General features: G+C 72.2%; 20 protein-coding genes and 1 pseudogene. 7 read left to right on the top strand and 14 right to left on the bottom strand.

Features of this window, described 5'->3' with window-relative positions; genetic code table 11:
- Nucleotides 1–207 precede the first annotated feature (207 nt).
- From IE263_RS03950 to IE263_RS03935, 4 genes and pseudogenes are all read left to right on the top strand, one after another.
- Nucleotides 208–479, top strand: a pseudogene (locus IE263_RS03950) (helix-turn-helix domain-containing protein); the annotation flags it as partial.
- A gap of 206 nt (nt 480–685) precedes the next feature.
- Nucleotides 686–1,099 carry an SRPBCC family protein gene (locus tag IE263_RS03945; RefSeq protein WP_189932223.1) on the top strand — a complete coding sequence of 138 codons (414 nt, stop codon included), beginning with the start codon at nt 686–688 and terminating at the stop codon, nt 1,097–1,099.
- Between the two features lie 82 nt (nt 1,100–1,181).
- Nucleotides 1,182–2,081: a polysaccharide pyruvyl transferase family protein gene (locus tag IE263_RS03940; protein WP_229910789.1), complete on the top strand. Its 900-nt coding sequence runs from the start codon at nt 1,182–1,184 to the stop codon at nt 2,079–2,081.
- 67 nt (nt 2,082–2,148) lie between these two features.
- Nucleotides 2,149–2,577, top strand: coding sequence for a DUF2267 domain-containing protein (locus IE263_RS03935; protein ID WP_189932220.1), 429 nt, complete (start codon nt 2,149–2,151; stop codon nt 2,575–2,577).
- A 345-nt stretch (nt 2,578–2,922) separates the two neighbouring features.
- Here IE263_RS03935 and IE263_RS03930 read toward each other — a convergent pair whose 3' ends face one another.
- A complete protein-coding gene (locus IE263_RS03930) occupies nt 2,923–3,765 on the bottom strand; it encodes a LysR family transcriptional regulator (protein WP_189932218.1) in 843 nt (280 codons plus the stop codon).
- 108 nt (nt 3,766–3,873) lie between these two features.
- Between IE263_RS03930 and IE263_RS03925 the strand changes: the two genes are divergently transcribed.
- A complete protein-coding gene (locus tag IE263_RS03925; protein WP_189933136.1) occupies nt 3,874–5,061 on the top strand; it encodes an MFS transporter in 1,188 nt (395 codons plus the stop codon).
- Nucleotides 5,062–5,157: 96 nt separating this feature from the next.
- On the opposite strand, the gene IE263_RS03920 is transcribed toward IE263_RS03925, so the two are convergent.
- From IE263_RS03920 to IE263_RS03905, 4 genes are all read right to left on the bottom strand, one after another.
- Nucleotides 5,158–5,667 (bottom strand): O-acetyl-ADP-ribose deacetylase, encoded by a 510-nt coding sequence (locus IE263_RS03920; RefSeq protein WP_189932215.1) that lies wholly within the window; start codon nt 5,665–5,667, stop codon nt 5,158–5,160.
- A 46-nt stretch (nt 5,668–5,713) separates the two neighbouring features.
- Nucleotides 5,714–7,126: a phytoene desaturase family protein gene (locus tag IE263_RS03915; protein WP_189933134.1), complete on the bottom strand. Its 1,413-nt coding sequence runs from the start codon at nt 7,124–7,126 to the stop codon at nt 5,714–5,716.
- Nucleotides 7,127–7,273: 147 nt separating this feature from the next.
- Nucleotides 7,274–8,122, bottom strand: coding sequence for an inositol monophosphatase family protein (locus IE263_RS03910; RefSeq protein WP_189932213.1), 849 nt, complete (start codon nt 8,120–8,122; stop codon nt 7,274–7,276).
- An 86-nt stretch (nt 8,123–8,208) separates the two neighbouring features.
- Nucleotides 8,209–10,035: a gamma-glutamyltransferase family protein gene (locus tag IE263_RS03905; protein ID WP_189932212.1), complete on the bottom strand. Its 1,827-nt coding sequence runs from the start codon at nt 10,033–10,035 to the stop codon at nt 8,209–8,211.
- Nucleotides 10,036–10,233: 198 nt separating this feature from the next.
- Here IE263_RS03905 and IE263_RS03900 point away from each other — a divergent pair, with 198 nt between their 5' ends.
- A complete protein-coding gene (locus tag IE263_RS03900; RefSeq protein WP_189932210.1) occupies nt 10,234–10,893 on the top strand; it encodes a hypothetical protein in 660 nt (219 codons plus the stop codon).
- 120 nt (nt 10,894–11,013) lie between these two features.
- Here IE263_RS03900 and IE263_RS03895 read toward each other — a convergent pair whose 3' ends face one another.
- From IE263_RS03895 to IE263_RS03855, 9 genes are all read right to left on the bottom strand, one after another.
- Nucleotides 11,014–12,540 (bottom strand): NCS1 family nucleobase:cation symporter-1, encoded by a 1,527-nt coding sequence (locus IE263_RS03895; protein WP_189932208.1) that lies wholly within the window; start codon nt 12,538–12,540, stop codon nt 11,014–11,016.
- A 127-nt stretch (nt 12,541–12,667) separates the two neighbouring features.
- Nucleotides 12,668–13,690: a TIGR03842 family LLM class F420-dependent oxidoreductase gene (locus IE263_RS03890; protein ID WP_189932205.1), complete on the bottom strand. Its 1,023-nt coding sequence runs from the start codon at nt 13,688–13,690 to the stop codon at nt 12,668–12,670.
- A gap of 11 nt (nt 13,691–13,701) precedes the next feature.
- Nucleotides 13,702–15,105 carry a dihydropyrimidinase gene (gene hydA / locus IE263_RS03885; protein ID WP_189932203.1) on the bottom strand — a complete coding sequence of 468 codons (1,404 nt, stop codon included), beginning with the start codon at nt 15,103–15,105 and terminating at the stop codon, nt 13,702–13,704.
- A 97-nt stretch (nt 15,106–15,202) separates the two neighbouring features.
- Nucleotides 15,203–16,045 (bottom strand): nitrilase-related carbon-nitrogen hydrolase, encoded by an 843-nt coding sequence (locus tag IE263_RS03880; protein ID WP_189932201.1) that lies wholly within the window; start codon nt 16,043–16,045, stop codon nt 15,203–15,205.
- 182 nt (nt 16,046–16,227) lie between these two features.
- Nucleotides 16,228–17,811 carry a PucR family transcriptional regulator gene (locus IE263_RS03875; RefSeq protein ID WP_189932199.1) on the bottom strand — a complete coding sequence of 528 codons (1,584 nt, stop codon included), beginning with the start codon at nt 17,809–17,811 and terminating at the stop codon, nt 16,228–16,230.
- A gap of 27 nt (nt 17,812–17,838) precedes the next feature.
- Nucleotides 17,839–19,125, bottom strand: coding sequence for an aspartate aminotransferase family protein (locus IE263_RS03870; RefSeq protein ID WP_189932196.1), 1,287 nt, complete (start codon nt 19,123–19,125; stop codon nt 17,839–17,841).
- The gene (locus IE263_RS03865; protein ID WP_189932194.1) at nt 19,122–19,964 is read right to left on the bottom strand and encodes a nitrilase-related carbon-nitrogen hydrolase; all 843 of its coding nucleotides are present in this window, start codon (nt 19,962–19,964) and stop codon (nt 19,122–19,124) included. Before IE263_RS03865 ends, IE263_RS03870 begins: the two co-directional genes overlap by 4 nt.
- Nucleotides 19,965–20,147: 183 nt before the next feature.
- The gene (locus IE263_RS03860; RefSeq protein WP_189932192.1) at nt 20,148–21,719 is read right to left on the bottom strand and encodes a hypothetical protein; all 1,572 of its coding nucleotides are present in this window, start codon (nt 21,717–21,719) and stop codon (nt 20,148–20,150) included.
- A 155-nt stretch (nt 21,720–21,874) separates the two neighbouring features.
- Nucleotides 21,875–22,126, bottom strand: coding sequence for a helix-turn-helix domain-containing protein (locus IE263_RS03855; protein WP_189932190.1), 252 nt, complete (start codon nt 22,124–22,126; stop codon nt 21,875–21,877).
- A gap of 32 nt (nt 22,127–22,158) precedes the next feature.
- Between IE263_RS03855 and map the strand changes: the two genes are divergently transcribed.
- Complete coding sequence (gene map / locus IE263_RS03850; protein WP_189932188.1) at nt 22,159–22,962, top strand: type I methionyl aminopeptidase; 804 nt, start codon at nt 22,159–22,161, stop codon at nt 22,960–22,962.
- The last annotated feature ends 83 nt before the right edge of the window (nt 22,963–23,045 follow it).

The following is a 23,045-nucleotide window of genomic DNA, read 5'->3' as shown; positions in this document are numbered from 1 at the left end:
TGCTGTCGGTCCGCGGGTCCGGCACGGCCACGGGCGCCCCCTTCGTTCTGACGATCGGCCTGGTGAGAGCCACGATGACAGTACGAAGTGTGCATTACGCAGGTGTCTCCCGGACCGGACACCGGGAGTTAAGCCCGGCGCACAGCGGAGGGTGGGCGGGTGTGAGCGCAGCCGCTCGCCGGGGTCCGCGAGGAGCAGGGCCGCGGCGAACTCGCGGTCGTGGACGTGCCGTTCGTCGACGAGTGGCTGCGGACGGTGGCCCGGCGCCTGAGCTCCGGCCCGGACCTCGTCGTCACCCTCGACGCCTGCTACCGCTGCGACATGAACCGCGGCGCCGCGGCGACCGCCCTCAACGTCCACCCGCGCACCCTGGACTACCGTCTGCGCCGGGTACGGGAACTCACCGGCGTCGAACCGGGCTCGACCAGGGCGTGCGCATCCTCAGCGCGGTCGTGACGCGCCGGCTGTCGGCCCCGTAGAACACCGCTGGAACCCCGTAGAACACTGGTGGAACCCCGTAGAACACCGGTGGGACGGCAGAAGCCACGTCCGAGCGGCAGATCGCGTCGGCCTGCCGCAGGCGGGTGGCGCGGACCGATTCACGGCCCGAGCCGCGGGGTACCCGGGCCGTCCGGCCAGGAGCAACGGTGCGGACGACGGACCCGAGCCGAGGAGCAGGACCGCGATGACCGAGTGCGAACGTTCCCACACGATCCCCGCACAGCCCGAGCAGGTCTTCGAGGAGGCCTCTGACGTCGGCCGGCTGGACAGCTGGCTGCCGGAGGCCCTGCACGTGGACGCCGGGGACCTGCCCGCGGTCACCGTGCACGAGGACCGCACCGACGAGGACACCGCCGCCCTGTTCCGCGCCCGGCGCGACCAGATGCGGCTGGAATGGGGCACCCGCGACCAGGGGAGCTACACGGGCTGGCTCCAGGTCGCCGGCATCGGCAGCGGGGCCAGCGAGGTGACGGTGCACCTGTCGTTCTTCGACGACAGCCACGACCCGGGCGAGGAGACCGTACGCGACGCCCTGGACAGCAGCCTGCGACGCCTCGAAGAGCAAGTGCGGCTCCACGGCGACACCGCGTCCGGCTGACCGGCGCTCCGCCCGCGGCGGACGCGACCGGGAGTCCGGGCCCAGGTGATTGCCGCCCGGCCGGCAGGGCACCCGGGGCGCTGTGGGAGAGCGGCCACGGATCCTGCTGACCGGGTGGTTCGGCTTCCTGAACGGGGAGGCGACCGCCGGAGACCTGCTGGCGCTGGACCGGGCGCGGGAGGTGCTGCGAGGGGCGGGCCTGGCCCACGACGTCGCCTGGAGCCCGGGATTCCGGCCCGCCGGGCCGTCTCTGGCGGAGCTCCGCCCCGAGGACTACACACACCTGCTGTTCGTCTGCGGTCCGCTGCACGGGCCGCACATCGAGGAGCTGCACCGACGGTTCGCGCACTGTGTGCGGATCGCCGTGGGCACCTCCGTCGTCGACGCCGCAAGCCCGGCCGTCACCGGCTTCCACCATGTGCTGGCGCGGGACGCCCCCGGCACCGAGCCGACACCCGACCTGGCGGCCCGTGCCCCCGCCCTGCCCACCCGGCCGGCCGTCGGGGTCATCCTCACCCACGGCCAGCACGAGCACGGGGCACGCCGACGGCACGAGCGGGTCGCCGAGAAGGTGACCCGCTGGCTGTCCGGCCGGGACTGCGCGTGCCTGGAGCTGGACACCCGGCTCGATGTGCACGACTGGCGGCTGAGCGCGACCCCCGCCCAGCTGGAGTCGGTGCTCGCCCGGCTCGACCTGGTGGTCACCGACCGGCTCCACGGCATGGTGCTCGCCCTGCGCGCGGGGGTGCCCGCGCTGACCGTCGACCCGGTCGAGGGCGGCGCGAAGGTGACGGCGCAGGCGCGCGCCTGCGGCTGGCCCGCGGTGGTGGCCGCCGAACGGCTCGACGCCGGCGCACTGGACCACTGGTGGGACTGGTGCGCGAGCTCCGGCCGAGGGCTCGCCCGGGAGATCGGGGCCGGGTTCCGCCGGGGTACTCGGACAGACAGCGCGGACGACCTCCTGCGGACCCTTCGGCCGTGACGAGGACGGCACGAGGTCGCAACGCCGGGCACCCCTCATCAGCACAGTACGGAAAGGAGCCTCGGCCATGCGACACGACGAAATGATCGGCAATGTGCAGGCCCTCGCTCACCTCCCGGACCGTGGGTCCGCCGAGCGCGCGACCCGGTCGGTGCTGCGCACCCTGGCGGAAAGGCTGCCGACCGGGCTGGCCGACCACCTGGCCGCGCAGCTCCCCCACCATCTGGCGGCGGACATCCGCGAAACGACGGCCTCCGCCGCCTCGGACGAACGGCCGAGAGGCGTGGGAGAGCGCTTCGGTCTGACGACGTTCGCCGGCCGGGTCGCGGTCCGGGCCGGAACGACGGAGGACACGGCGCTCGAGTACTCCGCCGCGGTGCTGGAGGTGCTCGACGCCGCTGTCGCACCGGAGGAGATGCGGAAGGTCGCCGACGCCCTGCCCGCCGACATCCGCGAACTCCTGCCCACCGGACGCGCCGACGAGCCCCGGGCTTAGGGCCTGTCTTCCGGCCTCGGGGATCAATCGAACCGTGGTTGGCGCTGAGATTGATCATGGCCCGGGAGTGGACGCAAGGGCGTTGATGCGGTTCGCGTATGCGCGGCTGGCTACGAGCGCCCCGGCAGGCACTGCACGGCCTTCCGTACCGCACCCGCACTGTCGCGCGACGTCCTCGCGGTGCGCTCAGGAAGCGGAAACTCAGCGTCCCCGAGTACCGATACGACGGTCAGAAAGGGAAGGCGCCCCCCCACGGAGCCGGTACGTCCCTGGCGCCGGCGCATGGGCGCCTGGCCCATTCCTCTTGCTGGTTGGACGCGAATCGGCGCGCCGGCCGGCCGAAACTCAGATCATGCGTCGTAGAGCGGTCTCCACGGCATCGATCAGCGGATCACCTTCGGACCGTGGGTGCCGTGCGAGGCCGAGCTCGACGTCCGGCAGGGTGGGCAGGGCGTCCGCGTCGTGGCAGGCCATGGCCGGTTCAAGGTTCGTGGGCATGAGCGCCGCGACGCCGAGCCCGGCCCGTACCGCGGCGAGCACACCGACCAGGCTGTTGCTTTCGAAGGCCACCCGCCAGGGCCGATCGGCGCGTTCCAGGGTTTCCAGCACCGACGTACGCCAGGAGCACGTGTTCGAGAACAACACCACCGGCAGCGGATCGGCAGCCACGTCCACGCCCTGGCCGATCGCCCAGACCAGCGGGCGGCGTACGGTCCAGCGCGGCGGTCCGGGAATGGCCGGCACCTCGTCGAGCACGAGTTGGACGCGGCCCGTGTCGTAGGCCTCCCGCATCGCGGCGTTGGACATGCTGAGCACCTCCAGGGTTGCGCCGGGGTGCAGCCGGGCGAGGTCGGCGAGGGCCTGCGGAAGCTGGGACGCGGCGAGGTCTTCGAGCAGCCCGACGCCGCAGCGGCCGGTAAGCACGCGCCCGGTCTCGGTGAGTGCCTGTGCGGAGAGCGAGAGAATGCGTTCGGCGTACGGCAGGAGCTCCTCGCCCGCCCGGGTCAGCGAGACACCGGACGGTGATCGGTGAAGCAGTGGACGGCCGACGGCCCTCTCGAGCTTGCGCACCTGCTGGCTGAGTGCGGGCTGGGTATGTCCGAGCGTGGTCGCGGCGCGGCTGATGCTGCCCGCCCGCACGACGGTGACGAAGGACCGCAGCAACGCGGTCTCAAGATCCCTGGCCATAACGATTCATTATGTCAGCCCGAGAAAATGAACGACTACCTATGGCGTGACGGAGGATCTAGCGTCACGCAAGTGACCGGATACCGGCAGATACTCGCCGTGCCAGGGATGGCATCGCTGCTGGGCGTTTCCTTTCTCGCCCGTACCGCGATCACGGCTGACGTGATGGCACTGACCATGTATGTCGTGCTGGGCCTGAAGATGAGCTATGCGGCAGCCGGCGGTGTCGCGGCGGCTCTGACCACCGGGCTGGCGCTGGGCGGGCCGCTGCTCGGCCGCATGATCGATCGGCGGGGCCTGCGTACGGTGCTGCTGGTGACTGTCGTGGTGCAGGTCGTGTTCTGGCTGAGCGTGCCGATCCTGCCGTACGGGATCCTGCTGGGTGCCGCCTTTGCGGCGGGTCTGCTGATGGTGCCGGCCCAGCCGGTGACCAGGCAGGCGATCGCCGCGATGACGACGGCGGAACAGCGCCGGGCCGCGTTCGCGCTGGAGTCGGTGCAGGGCGAGCTGTCGTACGTGGTGGGCCCGGCGGTAGTGGTCCTGTGTGCCGCGAAGGTGTCCCCCGGTGTGGTGGCGTGGGGGGTCGGCGCCGCGATCGTGGCCGGCGGAACCGGGATCGCCTGGCTCAACCCGCCGCTGCGTGCCGAGGGCGAGGCGGATGCCGGCGCGGCCGGACGGCCCCCGCGACGGGAGTGGCTGGGCGTCGGCATGATGGCCGTACTGACGATGGCGTTCGGTACCACGACGCTGCTCAGCGGTGTCGACCTCGCCATCGTCGCCACGCTCGAAGAAGCAGGTCAGGTGTCCTGGGCCGCCCTGGTCCTGGCCGTGCTAGGCGTGGCCTCTGTCGCCGGCGGGCTGCTCTACGGCGCGGTGTCCCGATCGCTGCCCACGTGGTTGCTGCTCGGCTTGCTCGGGCTCGTGACGATTCCCGCAGGGCTTGCCCGCGACTGGCCCTGGTTGTGCGTGGCCGTTGTCGGCACCGGGTTTCTCGCCGCGCCGACCCTTTCCGCGGTGGCCGACGCGGTGAGCCGACTGGCGCCGGCCGGCGTGCGGGGTGAGGCGACAGGTCTGCAATCCTCGGCGCAGAGTGCGGGTTTCGCGCTCGGATCCCCGATCGCCGGGGTGGCGATCGACGTCTCCGTGCCGGCGGGCGGCTTCGCGGCGGCCGGGCTGGCCGGCCTCGCCGCCGCGCTGACCGGATGCCTGCTGTCCCGCCGCTGTCCGTCGCCTCGGCCGCCCACTTCAGCTCGTCGCGAGTCGGCGAGAGGAGCAGATGCCACTCATGTTCAGTGATCAGCCGCTTGAACCGCGGGGCACCGAGCCAAGCGGGCGACGGAGCTTTCCGGGCGCGCGGACGCCCGGACCGGGGTGGACCGGCCGAGGCCGCCCTCAGCCGAGTCGGTCGGCGAACGCCGTGTACGCCTGCTCGTCGAAGAGGACGAACCTGGCCTCCTCCACCGCCGTGGGCGTCGCCCGTACCGTCTCGATCGCGATGCGGGCCGCGTCGTCCATCGGCCAGCCGTAGATGCCGGCGGAGACGGCGGGGAACGCCACGGTGCGGGCGCCGAGTTCGTCGGCGACGCGCAGCGACTCGCGGTAGCAGGAGGCCAGCAGGTCGGAGCGGTCCTCGGTCGCGCTGTACACGGGGCCGACGGTGTGGATCACCCAGCGCGCGTCCAGGGCGCCGGCGGTGGTGGCGACCGCCTGGCCGGTGGGCAGGCCCCGGCCGTAGTGGGAGGCGCGCAGCTTGCGGCACGCGTCGAGGATCGCGGGGCCGCCACGGCGGTGGATGGCGCCGTCGACGCCTCCGCCGCCGAGCAGCGAGGAGTTGGCGGCGTTGACGACGACGTCCACGGACTGGTCGGTGATGTCGCCCTGGACGAGGGTGATGGTGGTCATGACGGGCTGCCTCTCTCGTCGGTGTGCGACGGCGGGACCGGACGTGCTACGCCGCCTGCCGCAGCCTCCGCCAGACGGCCTTCGCCGCGTTGTGGCCGGACATGCCGTGGACGCCCGGGCCCGGCGGGGTGGCCGAGGAGCAGATGAAGACGGCCGGGTGCGGGGTGGAGTACGGGAACAGGGAGAGCCTGGGGCGCAGCAGGAGCTGGAGGCCGGCGGCCGCGCCGGAGCCGATGTCGCCGCCGACGTAGTTGGCGTTGCGGGCGGCGAGTTCGGCGGGGCCGGCGATCGCGCGGGCGAGGACGCGGTCGCGGAAGCCGGGGGCGAAGCGCTCCAGTTGGCGTTCGATGACGTCCGTGAGGTCGCCGGTCCAGCCGTTGGGGACGTGGGCGTACGCCCAGAAGACCTGCTTGCCGTCCGGTGCGCGGGTGGGGTCGACGACGCCGGGCTGCACCGTGATCATGAAGGGCCGCTCGGGTGCCCGGCCCTCCCGGGAGGCGGCGCGCAGGGCGGCGCCGATCTCCGCGCTGTCGGCGCCGATCTGGACAGTGGTGGCGCGGTGCGCCTCCTTCGCGGTCCAGGGGACCGGGCCGTCCAGCGCGTAGTCGATCTTGAAGACACCGGCGCCGTACTTGTAGTTGTCGTAGAAGCGGCCGAGGCCGGCGATGCGGGCGAGGGCGGTGGGCGAGGTGTCGAAGACGTAGGCGCGGGCCGGGGGCAGGTCGTCGAGACGCTTGACCTCGTAGTCGGTGTGGATGCTGCCGCCGAGGTCCGTGAGGTAGCCGGCCAGGGCGTCGGAGATGGCCTGGGAGCCGCCGCGGGCCACCGGCCAGCCGCGGGCGTGCGCGGCGAGGGCGAAGACGAGGCCGATGGCGCCGGTGGCGAAGCCGCTGAGCGGGGCCATGATGTGGGCGACGAGACCGGCGAAGAGGGCCTTGGCCGGTTCGTCGCGGAAGCGGCGGGTGAGCCAGGTGGACGGGGGCAGGCCGACGAGGCCGAAGCGGGCCAGGGTGACCGGGTCGCGGGGCAGCGCGGTCAGCGGCAGGGACATGAAGTCCCGGGCCAGGGTGTCCCACTTGGGCAGGAACGGCGCGACGAGCCTGCGGTAGGCGCCCGCGTCGCGGGGGCCGAACGAGGCGGCCGTCTCGGCGACCGAGCGGGACAGCACGGCGGCGGTGCCGTCGGGGAAGGGGTGCGCCATGGCCAGGTCGGAGTGCAGCCACTGCAGTCCGTAGCGCTCCAGGGGCAGGGCGCGGAAGGCGGGCGAGTTGATGCCCAGGGGGTGCGCGGCGGAACAGGGGTCGTGACGGAACCCCGGGAGGGTGAGCTCCTCGGTGCGGGCTCCGCCGCCCACGGTGTCCCGGGCCTCGAAGAGGGCCACGGAGAAGCCGCGCCGGGCCAGCTCCACGGCAGCGGTCAGGCCGTTCGGCCCCGCTCCCACCACGACCACGTCAAGCATCGGCACGTCGGACCCCTTCGTCAGCCGCTGGCCTCCGGGTTCAGGATATGCCGGGGGTCCGACAGCGCTTGCGGCGCGGTGGGCCCGATGCCGCTGGGGGACGGCGGCTCAAGGCACCGGGGACGAGACCTCAGGGCACCGCGGCCGTCAGGGCCGGGTCCCCGACAGCAGTTCCGCCACCCGCCGGGCCGTCGCCGCGTCCCGGGCCGCCGTGAACGGCAGGGTGTTGCCGCCCGTGATCCGGAAGGGCTCGCCGGTGAGCGTGAGGTGGGCGCCGCCCGCCTCCTCGACCAGCAGCAGGCCGGCCGCGTGGTCCCAGGCCGCTTCCCAGGAGAAGGCCGTGGCGTCCGACTCGCCCCGGGCGACGGCCAGGTACTCCAGTCCGGCGGATCCGCACGCGCGCGGTGCGACGCCGTCCGTCCACAGGCCGAGCAGGGCGTGCTTCTGCTCGTCGGTGGTGTAGTCGGGGTGGGAGGTGGCGACCGTCAGGTCGTGGCCGGGCGTGGGCGGGCCGGCGAACAGCCGCTCGCCGTCCAGGAAGGCGCCCGCCCCGCGGACGGCCGTGGCGAGCTGGTCGCGGGCCGGGGCGTAGGTCCAGGAGGCGAGCACGATGCCGTGCCGGGCGAGCGCGACCAGCGTGCAGAAGCCCTCGTCGCCGTGCACGAACTGCCGTGTCCCGTCGACCGGGTCGACGATCCACACCGGGGCGTCGCCGTGTATGGCCTCGTACGTCGCCGGATTGGCGTGCACCGCCTCCTCGCCGACGACGACCGAGCCGGGCAGCAGGGTGCCGAGGGCGTCGGTGAGGAACAGCTCGGCGCCCCGGTCGGCGTCGGTCACCAGGTCGTGGGGCCCGTTCTTCTGGTCGATCTGGTGCGCGGCGAGCCGGCGGAAGCGGGGCATGATCTCGGCCGCGGCGGCCTTGCGCACCGCCTCCTCCACGTCGGCCGAGTGGCGGGCGAGAAACTCGTCGATGGTTTCCGTGTCTTGGATCATGCCCTCCATGAGAGCACGCCCCACTGACAATCCCTGCCCCGCCGGTGCACTCCGGGTGGAATCGGCATGAATACCCGGGCGGGGGGTCACCGGCCCACCGCGTATCCCTGCATGCCCCGCGGGTTGGCGGCCGCCGACAGGATCCCGGTCCGCGGGTCCCGGGCGACCGCGCAGAGCCGGCCCTCCGACCAGGGCGGTCCCACGGTCACCTCGTGGCCCCGGCGCCGCAGCTCCGCGGCGATCCCCGGGTCCATGCGCGCCTCCACGGTGACGCTGCCCGGCCGCATGCCGCGCGGGTAGAAGGAGCCGGGGAAGCTGTCGTTGTGCCAGTTCGGGGCGTCGATGGCGCCCTGGAGGTCGAGGCCGCCGCGCACCCGCGCGCGGAGGGCGACGCCCAGGAAGAAGTGCAGCTGCCACTGGTCCTGCTGGTCGCCGCCGGGCGTGCCGAACGCCAGCATCGGCACCCCGTCGCGCAGGGCGATCGACGGGGTGAGGGTGGTGCGGGGGCGGCGGCCGGGCGTGAGCGCGTTGGGCAGGCCCTCCTCCAGCCAGGTCATCTGCAGCCGGGTGCCCAGCGGGAAGCCCAGCTCGGGCACGACCGGGTTGGACTGCAGCCAGCCGCCACTGGGCGTGGCCGCGACCATGTTGCCCCAGCGGTCGACGACGTCGAGATGGCAGGTGTCGCCGCGCGTGCCTCCCTCGGCGGTGACCTCGGGCTCCCCCGGCACCGGCGAGGTCGGCACCTTCGCGACCGTCGGCTCGCCGGCACCCATCGGGCTGAAACCGGGCTCGTCCGTGACGACCACCCGCGCGTGCGCGCTCAGCCGGGGCGTGCGCCCGCCCGGACTGCCCGGCCGCAGCTCGTACGACGCCCGGTCGCCGACGAGCAGCCGCCGCCCGGCGTTGTAGGAGTCCGAGAGCAGCTCCGCCAGCGGCACCTCCGCGGCGTCCCCGTACCAGGCCTCCCGGTCGGCCATGGCGAGCTTGCAGCCCTCGATCAGCAGGTGGACGTAGTCGGCGGAGCCGTGGGCGGGCAGCTCGGGCGGCAGCAGGGCGAGCTGCTGGAGGAGGGCCGGGCCCTGGCTCCAGGGGCCGGCCTTGCACACGGTCCAGCCGTTCCAGTCGTACGTCGCCGGCGCCTCGTAGCTCGCGGACCAGCCGGCGAGGTCGGCGGCCGTGAGGGTGCCGGTGTGGTGCTCGCCGCTGGTGTCCAGGGTGGGCCGGCGCGCCTGCCGGACCAGTGCCTCGGCGATGAACCCGCTCCGCCAGACCTCCCGCGCGGCCTCGATCCGCGCCTCCCTCTCCCCCGCGCCGGCGGTCTCGGCGAGCAGCCGCTTCCAGGTGGCGGCGAGGGCGGGGTTGCGGAACAGCCGGCCGGGGCTCGGGGCCTTCCCGTCGGGCAGGTACACGCGCGCCGACGAGGTCCACTCCGTCTCGAAGAGTTCGCGGACGGTCTCGACGGTCGCGCCGACGTTCTCCACGGGCGCGTGGCCGTGCTCGGCGTATCCGATGGCGTACTTCAGGACGTCGGCGAGGGACTTGGTGCCGTGGTCGCGCAGCAGCAGCATCCAGGCGTCGAACGCGCCCGGGACGGCGGCGGCCAGCGGGCCCGTGCCGGGTACGAGGTCCAGGCCGAGCCCCCGGTAGTGCGCGACGGTCGCGCCGGCCGGGGCGACGCCCTGTCCGCACAGGACCCGCACCTCGCCGCCCGCGGGGGCGAGCAGGACGGGCACCTCGCCGGCGGGACCGTTGAGGTGGGGTTCGACGACGTGCAGCACGAAGGCGCCGGCCACGGCCGCGTCGTAGGCGTTGCCGCCGTCCTCCAGGACGGCCATCGCCGACTGCGAGGCGAGCCAGTGCGTGGAGGACACCATGCCGAAGGTGCCCTGGAGCGTGGGTCGGGTGGTGAACACGGGGGCTCCTCACGTCTGCGGCGACCGATCCGATGATCACACGCACGCGTGGCGCCCTGCTACGGTCACGCCTACGTCTCCGTCACCGCGCCGCCACGGAGCGAGTTCACCCTTCCGGCCCCACAGGGACTCGTGTGACACTGGCGTCCCTGTCCGCACCGCGGGCCCCGTCCGCACCATCCCCCACGAAAGTGCGCCGTGCGCTCTCTGCCTCTGCCGCTCGCCCTCACCGCGCGCCTGTCCCCGGTCGTCGTGCTCGCCTGTGCGGGCTGGGCGCTGACGTCCGGGCCCTCCACGGAGGACACCGCGGCCCAGGACACGCCGAAGCCCCAGTCCGCGTCGGCGTCCGCCCCCTCCTCCACCGCGGTGTCGAAGACGTTCGCCGCCGCGCCCGCGCCGTGCACGAGCGTGGCCGCGAAGACGGTCTCCTCGCTGGTGCCGGGCGCCAAGACGGCGGGCAAGGAGATCCCCTCGACGGACACCACCCTGCGCCGCACCTGCTCCTGGAACGCGCTCAAGGGCTACGACTACCGCTGGCTCGACATCTCCTTCGAGCTCATGGAGTCGGACGAGGCGGCCCAGACCTCGTACAAGGAGCGGATCGGGGAGAAGAGCGGCGGCGGGGCGGTCCCCGGGCTGGGCGACGAGGGCTACTCGGTGGTGAACCTGACCACCGAGGACAAGCAGCAGACCCGTGAGGGCACCGTGTTCGCGCGGGTGTCCAACGCGCTGGTGGTCGTCACCTACAACGGCAGCGACTTCGAGTCGAAGAAGGCGCCCAGCACGGACGAGATCAACAAGGGCGCCATCAAGGCGGCGAAGGAAGCGGTGGCCGCGCTGAAGGCCTCGGCGAACTGAGGCGAGGGGGGCCGCCGCCCCGCCCCGCTCCCGTCGAGCCCGGACGACGCGCGGGGCGGCCGGAGGGAGTTCCAGCCCTCCGGCCGCCCTGTGGTCCTTCCAGGCGTCACGGTCCAGGCATCACACCGTGGCCTTCTCGCGGCCTCTGAGGAGCATCAGCGCCAGGTACAGGACCATGGAGGTGCCGAGGCCGACCGCCCAGCCGTAGTCGGCCAGCGGCTCCAGCGCCGGGATGGGCCGGCCGTCGATCAGCGGCTTGAAGCTGGCGCCGCCGATGGCGAGGACACCGCCGACGGCGAAGGCGACGACGGCCCGCCAGTTCCAGCCGCCGTCGTACCAGTAGCGGCCGCCCGTGCGGTACAGGTCGGTCAGGTCGAGCCGGCCGCGGCGCAGGATCCAGTAGTCGGCGATGAGGATGCCGGCGACCGTGCCGAGCAGACCGCCGACCAGGCCGAGCCAGGTGAAGATGTAGCCCTGCGGGTCGGAGTACAGCTTCCACGGGAAGATCAGCACGCCGAGGACGCAGGTGGCGAGCGCGCCGGCCCGGAAACTGATCCTGCGGGGCGCGACGTTGGAGAAGTCGAAGGCCGGGGAGACCAGGTTGGCCGCGATGTTCACCGACAGGGTCGCCACCAGCACGGTGACCAGTGCGAACAGCAGACCGACGACGTTGTCCGTCTTGGCGGCGAGCTGGACCGGGTCCCAGATGGTCTCGCCGTACACGGCCTGCGAACCGGAGGTGACCATCACCGACAGCAGCGCGAAGAGGGTCATGGTGGTCGGCAGGCCGAGCGCCTGGCCCCAGGTCTGCGCCTTCTGGCTCCGGCCGTAGCGGGTGAAGTCCGGGATGTTCAGCGACAGCGTCGACCAGAAGCCGATCATGCCCATGAGGGAGGGCCAGAACAGCTTCCAGAAGTCGCCGCCCCAGCCGAGCTTGGAGGGCTGGTCGAGCAGCGGGCCGAAGCCGCCGGCCTTGTTGCTCATCCAGATCAGCATCACGAACGCGCCGACGAGCACGAAGGGCGCCGCCCAGTTCTCGAAGCGGCGGATCGTCTCCATGCCCCGGTAGATGATCGCCACCTGGATCGCCCAGAAGATCGCGAACGACAGCCACATCGTCCAGGCGTAGCCGCCGATCTTCCCGGCGTCGGACCAGCCGTTGCCGATCAGCTTGCCGGCGAGGAAGTAGATCGCCTCGCCGCCGATCCAGGTCTGGATGCCGAACCAGCCGCACGCCACCAACGCCCGGACGACCGCCGGGAGGTTGGCGCCGCGGATGCCGAAGGAGGCACGTGCGAAGACCGGGAAGGGGATGCCGTACTTCGGTCCCGCGTGCCCGGTGAGCAGCATCGGGACCAACACGATCACATTGGCCAGCGCGATGGTGAGGACCGCCTGCTTCCAGTCCATGCCGACGGCGATCAGACCGGAGGCGAGCGTCCACGACGCCGTGTTGTGGGCCATGCCGACCCACAGCGCGGAGAAGTTGTACGTGGTCCAGGTGCGCTTCTCCACGGGGACCGGCAGCAGGTCCTCGTTGGCGTAGGGGCCGCTGGGCTGCGGCGAACCAGGGGCGATCTCCACCCGGCCGTCGGCGAGGGTGACTTGAGAGGTCGGCGGTATGGCCGTGGGAGCGGTGTCGGTCATGGGCAGGCCAATCAAACGAGGGGCGGATCCGGAAAGGCCGTGCGGGGCTCCGGCCCCCTCCCCCGGGGAGGTGGGAGAGGGGAGAACTGGAGTGGGGGGTGGGGGAGGTGAGCGGTGGTGGGAGGGGTCAGCCGTTGACGGCCGGGATCACCCGCGATCCGTAGGCGTCGATGACGGCTTCCTGGGCGTCGTGCATGTCGTAGACGGCGAACTGGTCGACGCCCAGCTCGCGCAGCGCGTTCAGCTTCTCGATGTGCTTCTCGACCGGTCCGATGACGCAGAACCGGTCGACGATCTCGTCGGGCACGAACGCCGTGTCCGGGTTGTCGGCGCGCCCGTGGTGGGAGTAGTCGTACCCCTCGCGGGCCTTGATGTAGTCGGTGAGTTCCTCGGGTACGGCCGCCGAGTGCTCGCCGTACTTGGAGACGAGGTCGGCGACGTGGTTGCCGACCATCCCGCCGAACCAGCGGCACTGGTCGCGCGCGTGGGCGAGCGCCTCGGGCGAGTCGTCCTCGGTGACGTAGGCCGGGGCGGCGACGCAGATCCTGACGTCGGCAGGGTCCCGGCCGGCCGCCACCGCCGCGTCCTTCACGGCCTTGACCATGTACTCGGTCAGATACAGGTCGGCGAGCTGGAGGATGAACCCGTCGGCCTCCTCGCCGGTCATCTTCAGCGCCTTGGGGCCGTACGCGGCCATCCAGACGGGGAGTTCGGCGCCCGGCTTGATCCAGGGGAACCTGACGACCGTGCCACCGCCGAGGTCGGCCTCCTCGCCGCTGCCGAGGGCCCGGACGACCTTCATGGCCTCGCTGATGCGGGCCAGGGTGTTGGGCTTGCGGCCGGCGACGCGCATGGCGGAGTCGCCGCGGCCGATGCCGCAGATCGTGCGGTTGCCGAACATGTCGTTGAGGGTGGCGAACGTGGAGGCGGTGACCTCCCAGGTGCGGGTGCCCGGGTTGGTGACCATGGGGCCGACCTTCAGTTTCGTGGTGTTCGCCAGGATCTGACTGTAGATCACGAATGGCTCCTGCCACAGCACGGCGGAGTCGAAGGTCCAGCCATGGGTGAAGCCGTTGCGCTCGGCCCGCTTCATCAGGCTGATGACACGGGAGGCCGGCGGGTCGGTCTGCAGGACGAGTCCGAAGTCCATCTGCGCCACTCCTAGGTGAGGTACTGACAGGTGGAGCGCGGGGTGTAGACGCCGTGACCCTTGTGTCCGGTGTACTCCCGCTCGGTGATGACGAGTTCGCCCCGCGAGAGCACCGTCTCGACGCGGCCGGTGAGGCGCTTGCCCTCGTACGCCGAGTAGTCGACGTTCATGTGGTGCGTCTCGGCGGAGACGATCTGCTCGGCGTGCGGGTCGTAGATGACGACGTCCGCGTCGGCGCCGGGGGCGATGGTGCCCTTCTTCGGGTACATGCCGAACATCCGGGCCGGGGTGGCGCAGGCGATCTCGATCCAGCGGCGACGCGAGATGTGCCCGTCGACGACGGCCTGGTGGAGCAGGTCCATGCGGTTCTCGACGCCCGGGAGGCCGTTGGGGATCTTGGAGAAGTCGCCGCGGCCGAGTTCCTTCTGGCCCACGAAGCAGAAGGGGCAGTGGTCGGTGGAGACGACCTGGAGGTCGTTCGTCCTGAGCCCCTGCCACAGCTTGGCCTGGTGCTCCTTGGGCCGCAGCGGCGTCGAGCACACGTACTTGGAGCCCTCGAAGTCGGGCTCGGCGAGGTTGTCGGTCGACAGGAAGAGGTACTGCGGGCAGGTCTCACCGAAGACGTTCAGGCCCTCGTCGCGCGCCCTGGCCAGCTCGGCGACCGCCTCCATCGCCGAGACGTGCACGACGTAGAGCGGGGCGCCCGCGACCTGCGCGAGCTTGATGGCGCGGTGGGTGGCCTCGGCCTCCAGCAGCGCCTTGCGGACCTCGCCGTGGTAGCGCGGGTCGGTCTCGCCGCGGGCCAGCGCCTGCTCGACCAGGACGTCGATCGCGATGCCGTTCTCGGCGTGCATCATGATCAGCCCGCCGTTCTCGGCGGAGCGCTGCATGGCCCGCAGGATCTGGCCGTCGTCGGAATAGAAAACGCCTGGATACGCCATGAATTGCTTGAATGACGTGACGCCCTCTTCGACCAGAAGGTCCATTTCCTTCAGCGTCTCCTGGTTCACATCGGAGACGATCATGTGGAAGGCGTAGTCGATCGCGCAGTTGCCCTCGGCCTTGGCGTGCCAGGTGTCCAGGCCCTCGCGCAGGGTGTGGCCGACGCTCTGCACGGCGAAGTCGACGATCGTGGTCGTCCCGCCCCAGGCGGCGGCCCGGGTGCCGGTCTCGAAGGTGTCGGAGGCGAAGGTGCCGCCGAACGGCAGCTCCATGTGGGTGTGGGCGTCGACGCCGCCCGGGATGACGTACTTCCCGGTCGCGTCGATGGTCCGCTCGGCCGTGAAGGCATCGGCGGCCGGGGTGCCGGAGGCGGCGAGGGCGGCGACACGGCCGTCCTCGATCAGGACGTCGGCATGGATCTCGTCGGACGCGGTGATGACAAGGCCACCCCGGATGACGGTACGGCTGCTCATTCTCCCTCTCCTGCCGTGATCAACACTGGTGGGGTACTGGTCGGTCGGTGCCGCCGGCCCGGCCCCCGTGTGCCGGGCCGGCGGACGTCCCGGTCGGCTACGGAGCGGTCAGCGGGGGGTAGGCGTCGGGACGGCGGTCCCGGTAGAACTGCCAGCGGTCGCGGACTTCGCGCAGCTTGGCCATGTCGAGGTCGCGGACGACGAGCTCGGTCTCCTTGTCGCTCGCCACCTCGCCGACGAACTGGGCCTCCGGGTCCACGAAGTACGAGGTCCCGTAGAAGTCGTTGTCGCCCAGTTCCTCGACGCCGACGCGGTTGATCGCGCCGACGAAGTACTCGTTCGCCACGGCCGCCGCCGGCTGCTCCAGCTGCCACAGGTAGGCGGACAGTCCGCGCGAGGTGGCCGACGGGTTGAAGACGATCTCGGCGCCCTCCAGCCCCAGGGCGCGCCAGCCCTCGGGGAAGTGGCGGTCGTAGCAGATGTAGACGCCGACCTTGCCGACGGCGGTGTCGAAGACCGGCCAGCCGACGTTGCCCGGGCGGAAGTAGAACTTCTCCCAGAAGCCCTTGACCTGCGGGATGTGGTGCTTGCGGTACTTGCCGAGGTACGAGCCGTCCGCGTCGATCACGGCCGCGGTGTTGTAGAGGACGCCGGGCTGCTCCTCCTCGTACATCGGCAGGACGAGGACGATGTGGTGCTCGCGGGCGAGCGCCTGGAAGCGCTGGACGATCGGACCGTCCGGGATCTGCTCGGCGTACTCGTAGAACGCCGGGTCCTGGACCTGGCAGAAGTACGGCCCGTAGAACAGCTCCTGGAAGCACAGGACTTGAGCACCCTGGGCGGCCGCGTCGCGCACCGCCTGCTCGTGCACCTGGATCATCGACTCCTTGTCGCCGGTCCAGGCAGTCTGGAAGACGGCGGCACGGATCACTCTGCTCATCGGGACCTCCGGTCGCTCGGTGTGCGAGGAGACTAGGAAGCCGTCGAGCCCGCTTTGAGGTGCAGCGTGTCACGTCTGCGCGTGTGCGGCGTGCCACCGTGTCACGTCTTCGCCGCCCCATGTTTCACCGCCGTTTTCGCAGGTCGTCACGTGTTTCCTGGCTGTTGCGCAGGCCCCGCGGGTCACGTCTGTTGCGCGTCGTGCGCGAGCAGCGCGATGTGCACCGAGGCGGCCTGTTCGAAGTCGTCGAGGTCGACGCCGAGCCGTGCCTCTATCGCCGCCAGCCGGCGGTACAGCGCCGGCCGGGAGACATGGTGGAGCTGGGCGGTGCGGGACTTGTTGCGGCCGGTGGCGAGGTACGTGCGCAGAACGGCGAGCAGGTCGTCGCCGTCCGCGCACAGCAGCCCGTCCAGCTCCCGCTCCGCGAACGACTGCACATGCGGGTCGTCCCGCAGCAGCCGTACGAGGCCGCGCAGGTGGACGTCCTTGAGACGGACGACGGCCGGGAGGTCGAGGGCGGCGGAGGAGTCGGCGACGGCGTCCGCGACGTGCTGTGCCTCGCGCAGTCCGGCGGGCACGTCGTCCCAGGCGATCCGGGGACCGGCCGCGGCGACGACCGTACGCGTCTCCCCCGACTCGGTGCGCAGCCGGGCCGCGAAGTGCGCGGCGAGCGCCTCGGCGTCCTGGTCGCGGGCGAGGCTGAGCAGCACGGCGGTGGCCCCCTCGGCGAGCTCGGCGACCAGGCCGGGCAGGCCCAGCAGGCGGAGCATGCGGTCGAGCCCGGCCGGGTCGGCGTCGCGGACGACGAGCGGGACGAAGGTGCGCCGGTTGACGGGCAGTCCGGCCGCGCGGGCCCGGGGCAGCAACTGGCGGGCCGGTACGACGCCGGAGACCAGGTCGGTGAGCAGGCCCTGCGCGGACTGCTCCTCCCAGCTGTGGGCGGAGCCGCCGCCGAGCATCCGGTGCAGGACGAGGGCCTCGGCGGCCCGGTCGGCGAGCAGCCGCCCGCCGGCGGTGTCGCCGCGGTACCCGCACAACATGATCTGCCCCCAGCGTTCCCCGCGTCCGCCCAGCTCGGCGCGGATCCAGCCGTCGCCCTCGCTGCCGCCGGCCTGGCGGGCGATGCGCTCCCAGTCGCGCAGCACGTCGTCGACGGCGGACCGCTCCCCCGCGGTGGCCAGCACCCGGTGGGCCAGGTTGGTGACGACGACGGGACAGCCGGTGTGGTGGGCGACCTCGTCGAGCAGCCGCTGCAGCGGGGCGCCGGCGGTGATGAGCCCGGTGAGCGCGGTCCGTACGGCCTCCGAGAGGCTGACGGCGGCGAACTTGCGCCGCACGAGCCGGGACTGGACCTCCTCGGTCAGCTCGGCGAAGGGGAAGGGGCGGTGCAGGACGACCATCGGCAGCCCGCACCGCTCGGCCGCGCGCCGCATCACGTCCGGCGGGGCGGGGAAGGCCCGGCCGAGGCCCAGGACGACGGCGGCGGCCTCCGCGCGGTGCAGGGACTGGATGTACTCGGCCTGCTTGCCCTCGTCGCCGGCGAGCAGCACACCGGTGGTGAGCACCATCTCGCCGCCGCTGAGCATCACCCCGACGTCGGCGGCCTCGGCGACGTGCACCCAGCGCACGGGCCGGTCGAGCTGGGCCGCGCCGGCCACCACCTCGGGCTCCCCGGCCAGCACGCGTTCCAGCGAGAGGACCTGACGGACCGACAGGGCGGGTTCCAGGGGCTCCACGGGCCCCCAGTACTCCGAGGTGGTGGTCATGACGTAGTTCCCTTGCTCGGGGTGGTGCTACTGCGTGCTCCTCAGCGCGTTTTCGAGGATCGCGGCGCCTTCCTCGGCCTCCGCGACGGTCAGGGACAGCGGTGGCGCGATACGCAGGGCGCTGGTGTTGTGGCCGCCGCCCTTGCCGATCAGCAAGCCGCCCGCGCGGGCGGCCTCCAGGACGGCGGCGGCCCGCTCCGGGTCGGCCTGGTCGGTGCCCGGTCTGATCAGCTCGACGCCGATCATCAGCCCGCGCCCGCGTACCTCCCGCACGCCCGGATCCTGGGCGGCGAGGGCCCGCAGCCGCTCGATGAGCAGGCCGCCGACCCGGCGGGCGTTGCCCTGGAGGTCGTGTTCCAGCAGGTAGGTGAGGTTGGCGAGGCCGGCCGCCATGGTGATCTGGGTGCCGCCGAAGGTCGAGATGCTGTTGGCGTCCAGGCAGTTCATGATCTCGGAGCGGGCGATGACCCCGCCGATGGACATGCCGTTGCCGATGCCCTTGGCGAAGGTGACGATGTCCGGCGGACCGCTCTGGCCGTGTGCCTGCCAGCCCCAGAAGTGCTCGCCGGTGCGGCCCCATCCGGTCTGCACCTCGTCGGCGATCCACAGGATCCCGTATGCGTTCAGCACCTCACGGAATGCTGCATACAGTCCGTCCGGCGGCGAGGTGAAGCCGCCCACGCCCTGGATGGGCTCGGCGATCAGGGCCGCGGGCGGACGGGTGTGGCCGAGGAGGTCCTCGAGGTCCTCGACACAGGCCGCGATGAACTCGGCGTCGCTCAGCGAGGCGTACGGGCCGCGCGTCCGCACGCCTCCGTGGACGTAGAGCGTCTGCAGCGGGGACAGCGACGTCGGGGACCAGCCGCGGTTGCCGGTGATGCCGACCGCGCTGAAGGAGCGGCCGTGGTAGCTGTTGCGCATCGCCAGGACGGTGTTGCTGCGCCGGTACGTCGTCGCCAGCAGGAGAGCCGTGTCGTTGGCCTCGGTGCCGGAGGTGGTGAAGAAGACGCGGGCGTCCGGGATGCCGCTCACCTGGGCGACGCGCTCGGCGAGTTCGACCATCGGCCGGTTGAGGTAGAGCGTGGACGAGTGCAGGATCCGCCCGGCCTGATCGCTCACCGCCTTCGTCACCTCGGGCAGTGCGTGCGCGGTCATCGTGGTGAGGATGCCGCCGAAGAAGTCGAGGTACTTGTTGCCCTCCGCGTCCCAGACATGACGGCCCTCGCCGTGGGTGATCTCCAGCGGGTTCTCGTAGTAGAGGGCGAGCCAGTCCGGCAGGACGCTGCGGTGGCGGGCGTAGAGGTCGTTGGTCACGGCTGCACCAGTCCTTCATAGGCGTCGGGTCGGCGGTCACGGTAGAAGGCCCAGGTCTGCCGCACCTGCTCGACCAGATCGAAGTCGAGATCGCGGACGACGAGTTCCTCGTCCTTGTCGCTGGCGAGCTCCCCGACGAACTGCCCGCGCGGATCGACGAAGTACGACGTCCCGTAGAAGTCGTTGTCCCCGTACTCCTCGACTCCGACGCGGTTGATCGCGGCGACGAAGTACTCGTTGGCCACGGCCGCCGCGGGCTGCTCCAGCTGCCACAGATGCGCGGAGAGCCCGCGATGGGTGGCGGACGGGTTGTAGACCAGCTGAGCGCCGTTCAGGCCGAGTTGGCGCCAGCCCTCCGGGAAGTGGCGGTCGTAGCAGATGTAGACGCCGACCTTGCCGACGGCGGTGTCGAAGACCGGCCAGCCGAGGTTGCCCGGCTTGAAGTAGTACTTCTCCCAGAAGCCCTTGACCTGCGGGATGTGGTGCTTGCGGTACTTGCCGAGGTACGAGCCGTCCGCGTCGATCACGGCCGCGGTGTTGTAGTAGAAGCCGGACTGCTCGATCTCGAAGACCGGGACGACGACCACCATGCCCGTCTCGCGCGCGAGCTCCTGCATACGACGCACGGTCGGCCCGTCGGGAACCGGCTCGGCCCAGCGGTAGTGCTCCGGCTCCTGGACCTGACAGAAGTAGGGAGCGTTGAAGACCTCCTGGAACCCGATGATCTTCGCGCCCTGCCGGGCCGCCTCACGGGCGTGCTCCTCGTGTTTCGCCACCATGGACTCGGTGTCGCCGGTCCAGGTGGCCTGGACCAGAGCGGCACGTACGACGTTGGCCATGAGCTGCTCCTTCGACGGGAAACGTCAGAGCCTCTACGCCCGTAGAAGCAGGCTGTAGAGGCACGAACGTAAGCCTCCGGGACGGGCTTGCCAAGACCATCGTCGTCAACCCGCGGAGTCCAACGTGTTTCGCACCCCTGCGGGTGAGCCGTACGGCGCACGGCGTACGGCGAGGTGGCCCGGTCAGGTGGTGAACCCCGCGACCCGGAGGGCGTGCGCCAGGTCCCGGCGGCGGGTGTCCGAGACGCCCCGGGCGGCCTCCAGCAGCAGCGGGACCAGCACCTGCGGGTCGGGGGCGGCGCTGCGGGCCACCTCCTCCGGGGCGCGGCCGCGGACGTACGCCTCCAGCAGCGCGCGCCCCTCACGGCGGCGGCCCTGGGCCATCAGCCCGCCGACGGCCTCCCCGATCTCCTCCGCCGGCCGGACGACGCCCTGCCGCAGGATCTGCTCCCCGTCGGCCGTACGCCCCGCCTCGACCAGGGCGTCCGCCGCTGCGACGAGCCGGTCGGCGGGCAGCGAGGCGGCCTCCCAGAGGAGGGTCGTCCAGTCGGCGGTGAGTCCCGCGCGCTGCAGTTCGGCGGCGAGCAGCGGGATACGGGCGGCGGGCCCGTAGGCCAGCTCCACGAGCAGCGCGTGCGCCTCGCCGCTGCGCCCCTCACCCCGCAGCCGCACCAGCCGCTCCACCGCCTCGGCGGTCTCCCGCCGCGCCATCACGTCCGACGTCTCGGGCTGCGGCTCCGGCCGCGCCTCCACCGCCTCGCCGACCCCGGCGAACCGGGCCCCGCGCGGGCTGCGGCGCGAGGCCGCCGCGGGCGCGGGCAGCACCGGATCGGCGGCGGGCGGGACGACGACGGGCGCGGCCTCCTCCTCGACCATGCCGGCGAAGCGGGCGCTGCCCCGACGCCGTTTGCGCTGCTTGGGGGCGGGGGCGGCCCGGGCGCTGTCGGCCGGAGCCGGGCCGGCGGCAGCGGGTCGGGGAGAGGAGCCGCGGTGCGTCGCGTAAGCGCTGTCGAGGGATTCGACGGAGGCCCGGACGTCGTCGTACGAGGCACCCGCCCCGGAAGCCCCGGCGCCACCGTACGAGGCACCCGAAGCCCCGGCGTCCCCGTACGAGGAAGCCGGCGCGGAGTCAGCCGTCCCGGAGGTCCCGGCGTCGCCGTACACGGAGGCCGTGGCGCTCACGGCGACGCCGCCGTTGCCGCCGGTCCCCTGTGCCGGCCGGGACCCCTGCACCGGCCCGCCCGCCGCACGTCGGTCGAACTCCGCTATCCGGTAGCGGAGTTCGGCGCAGCGGGCGGTGGCCCGTTCGTGGTCGTCGTGGGCCCAGGCGAGGTCGAGGCGGAGGGCCTCGGCCTCCTCAGGGGTGCTCGCGGCGGCGAGCAGACGGCCCAGTTCGGCCTGCCGCTCGACGGCGTAGCGCTGTTCGCGGAGCATGACGTCGAGCCGGCCGCCGAGGGCGTCACGCCCGCCCGGACGACCGTCGTAGGCGGTGAGGGCGGCGAGGTGCAGGGGCCGGGCGCGTTCCGCCTCCCGGGCGGCGAGGGGTGTGCCGTGCTCCGTGGCGAGGTCCTGGAGCAGCGCCTCCACCACGTCCCAGGGGGGCACCTCACGCCCCTCGAGACAGGCCCGCATACCGTCCGGGTCACGCTGCCAGAAGACCGCGCACCAGCCGGACCTCTGGTCCAGGCGCGCCAGCAGGCCGTCCAGGTAGTTCGCGAACTCCCGTATCTGTCCCGGGAGTTGGTCCAGAGCCATCACCCAACTCCCGCCCGATCCGGAACACTCCGGTCCGTAGAAAACACCAGCCGTGTTACAGCTGGGCTACGAAGAGTTTTCAAAGGGGACGCGACGGTCTCATCGCGCGATTCCGGCCGCTGAGCGGCGGACCGGCCGCTCGCGCCGTCGAGCCTCTACGCCGCGACGAGCGCGCACTGCCCCGCCAGCTCGTCCATCGACAGCCCGAGGGTGGCGGCCAGGGCGGCGACCGTGAAGAAGGCCGGGGTCGGGGCGCGGCCGGTCTCGATCTTGCGGAGGGTCTCGGCGGAGATGCCGGCACTCGCCGCGACCTCGGCCATGGTCCGGCCGCCACGGGCCTCACGGAGCAGCCTGCCGAGCCGCTCGCCGCGTTCGCGTTCTTCGGGGGTCAACGGGGTGCGCACCATGCCGTCATTCTAATACCGGTATAGTAATTGGCATGGTGGAGCTGAAGACGGACACATCGATCGACGCCATGTACGAGGCGGGCCAGGTGGTCGCGCGCGCCCTGACGGCCGTGCGGGACGCCGCCGACGTGGGCGTTTCCCTGCTGGAGCTGGACGAGCTGGCACACGGGGTGCTGCGCGAGGCTGGGGCGACCTCGCCTTTCCTCGGCTACCGCCCGTCCTTCGCCCCGACGCCGTTCCCCGCGGTGATCTGCGCGTCGGTGAACGACGCGATCGTGCACGGCATCCCCGCCCTCCCCCACAGCCCGAAAGGGCGTGGGGGGACCCCCATCCGCCTGCGCGACGGCGACCTGGTCTCGATCGACTTCGGCGCACAGCTGAACGGCTGGGCCGGCGACTCCGCGATCAGCTTCACCGTGGGTACCCCGCGCCCCGCCGACCTCCGCCTGATCGAGACCGCCGAGCGCGCCCTCGCGGCCGGCATCGAGGCGGCGGTCGTGGGCAACCGCATCGGCGACATCGCCCACGCGATCGGCACGGTCTGCCGCGCGGCCGGTTACGGCATCCCCGACGGCTTCGGCGGCCACGGCGTGGGCCGCCGCATGCACGAGGACCCCCCGGTCCCCAACGAGGGCCGCCCGGGCCGCGGCCTCCCCCTGCGCCACGGCATGGTCCTGGCGATCGAGCCCATGCTGATCGCCAGCGGCAAGGACGGCTACCACGTGGCCCAGGACGGCTGGACCCTCCGCACGAACGACGGCTCAAGGGCGGCCCACGTGGAACACACGGTGGCCATCACAGAGACAGGCCCACGGATCCTTACTGAGCGACGGTAGAGCAGTGCCGCAAAGGGGCGCGGGGCTGCATCAATGTACGGCTCCGCCGCGTGGGCGCGAGCAACCACACACAACCCGCACCC

It is taken from the genome of Streptomyces aurantiogriseus (assembly GCF_014649375.1).
GTDB lineage: Bacteria > Actinomycetota > Actinomycetes > Streptomycetales > Streptomycetaceae > Streptomyces > Streptomyces aurantiogriseus.
Note: the sequence above shows the minus strand (reverse complement) of the source record. Positions and strands in the feature narration are given on the sequence as shown.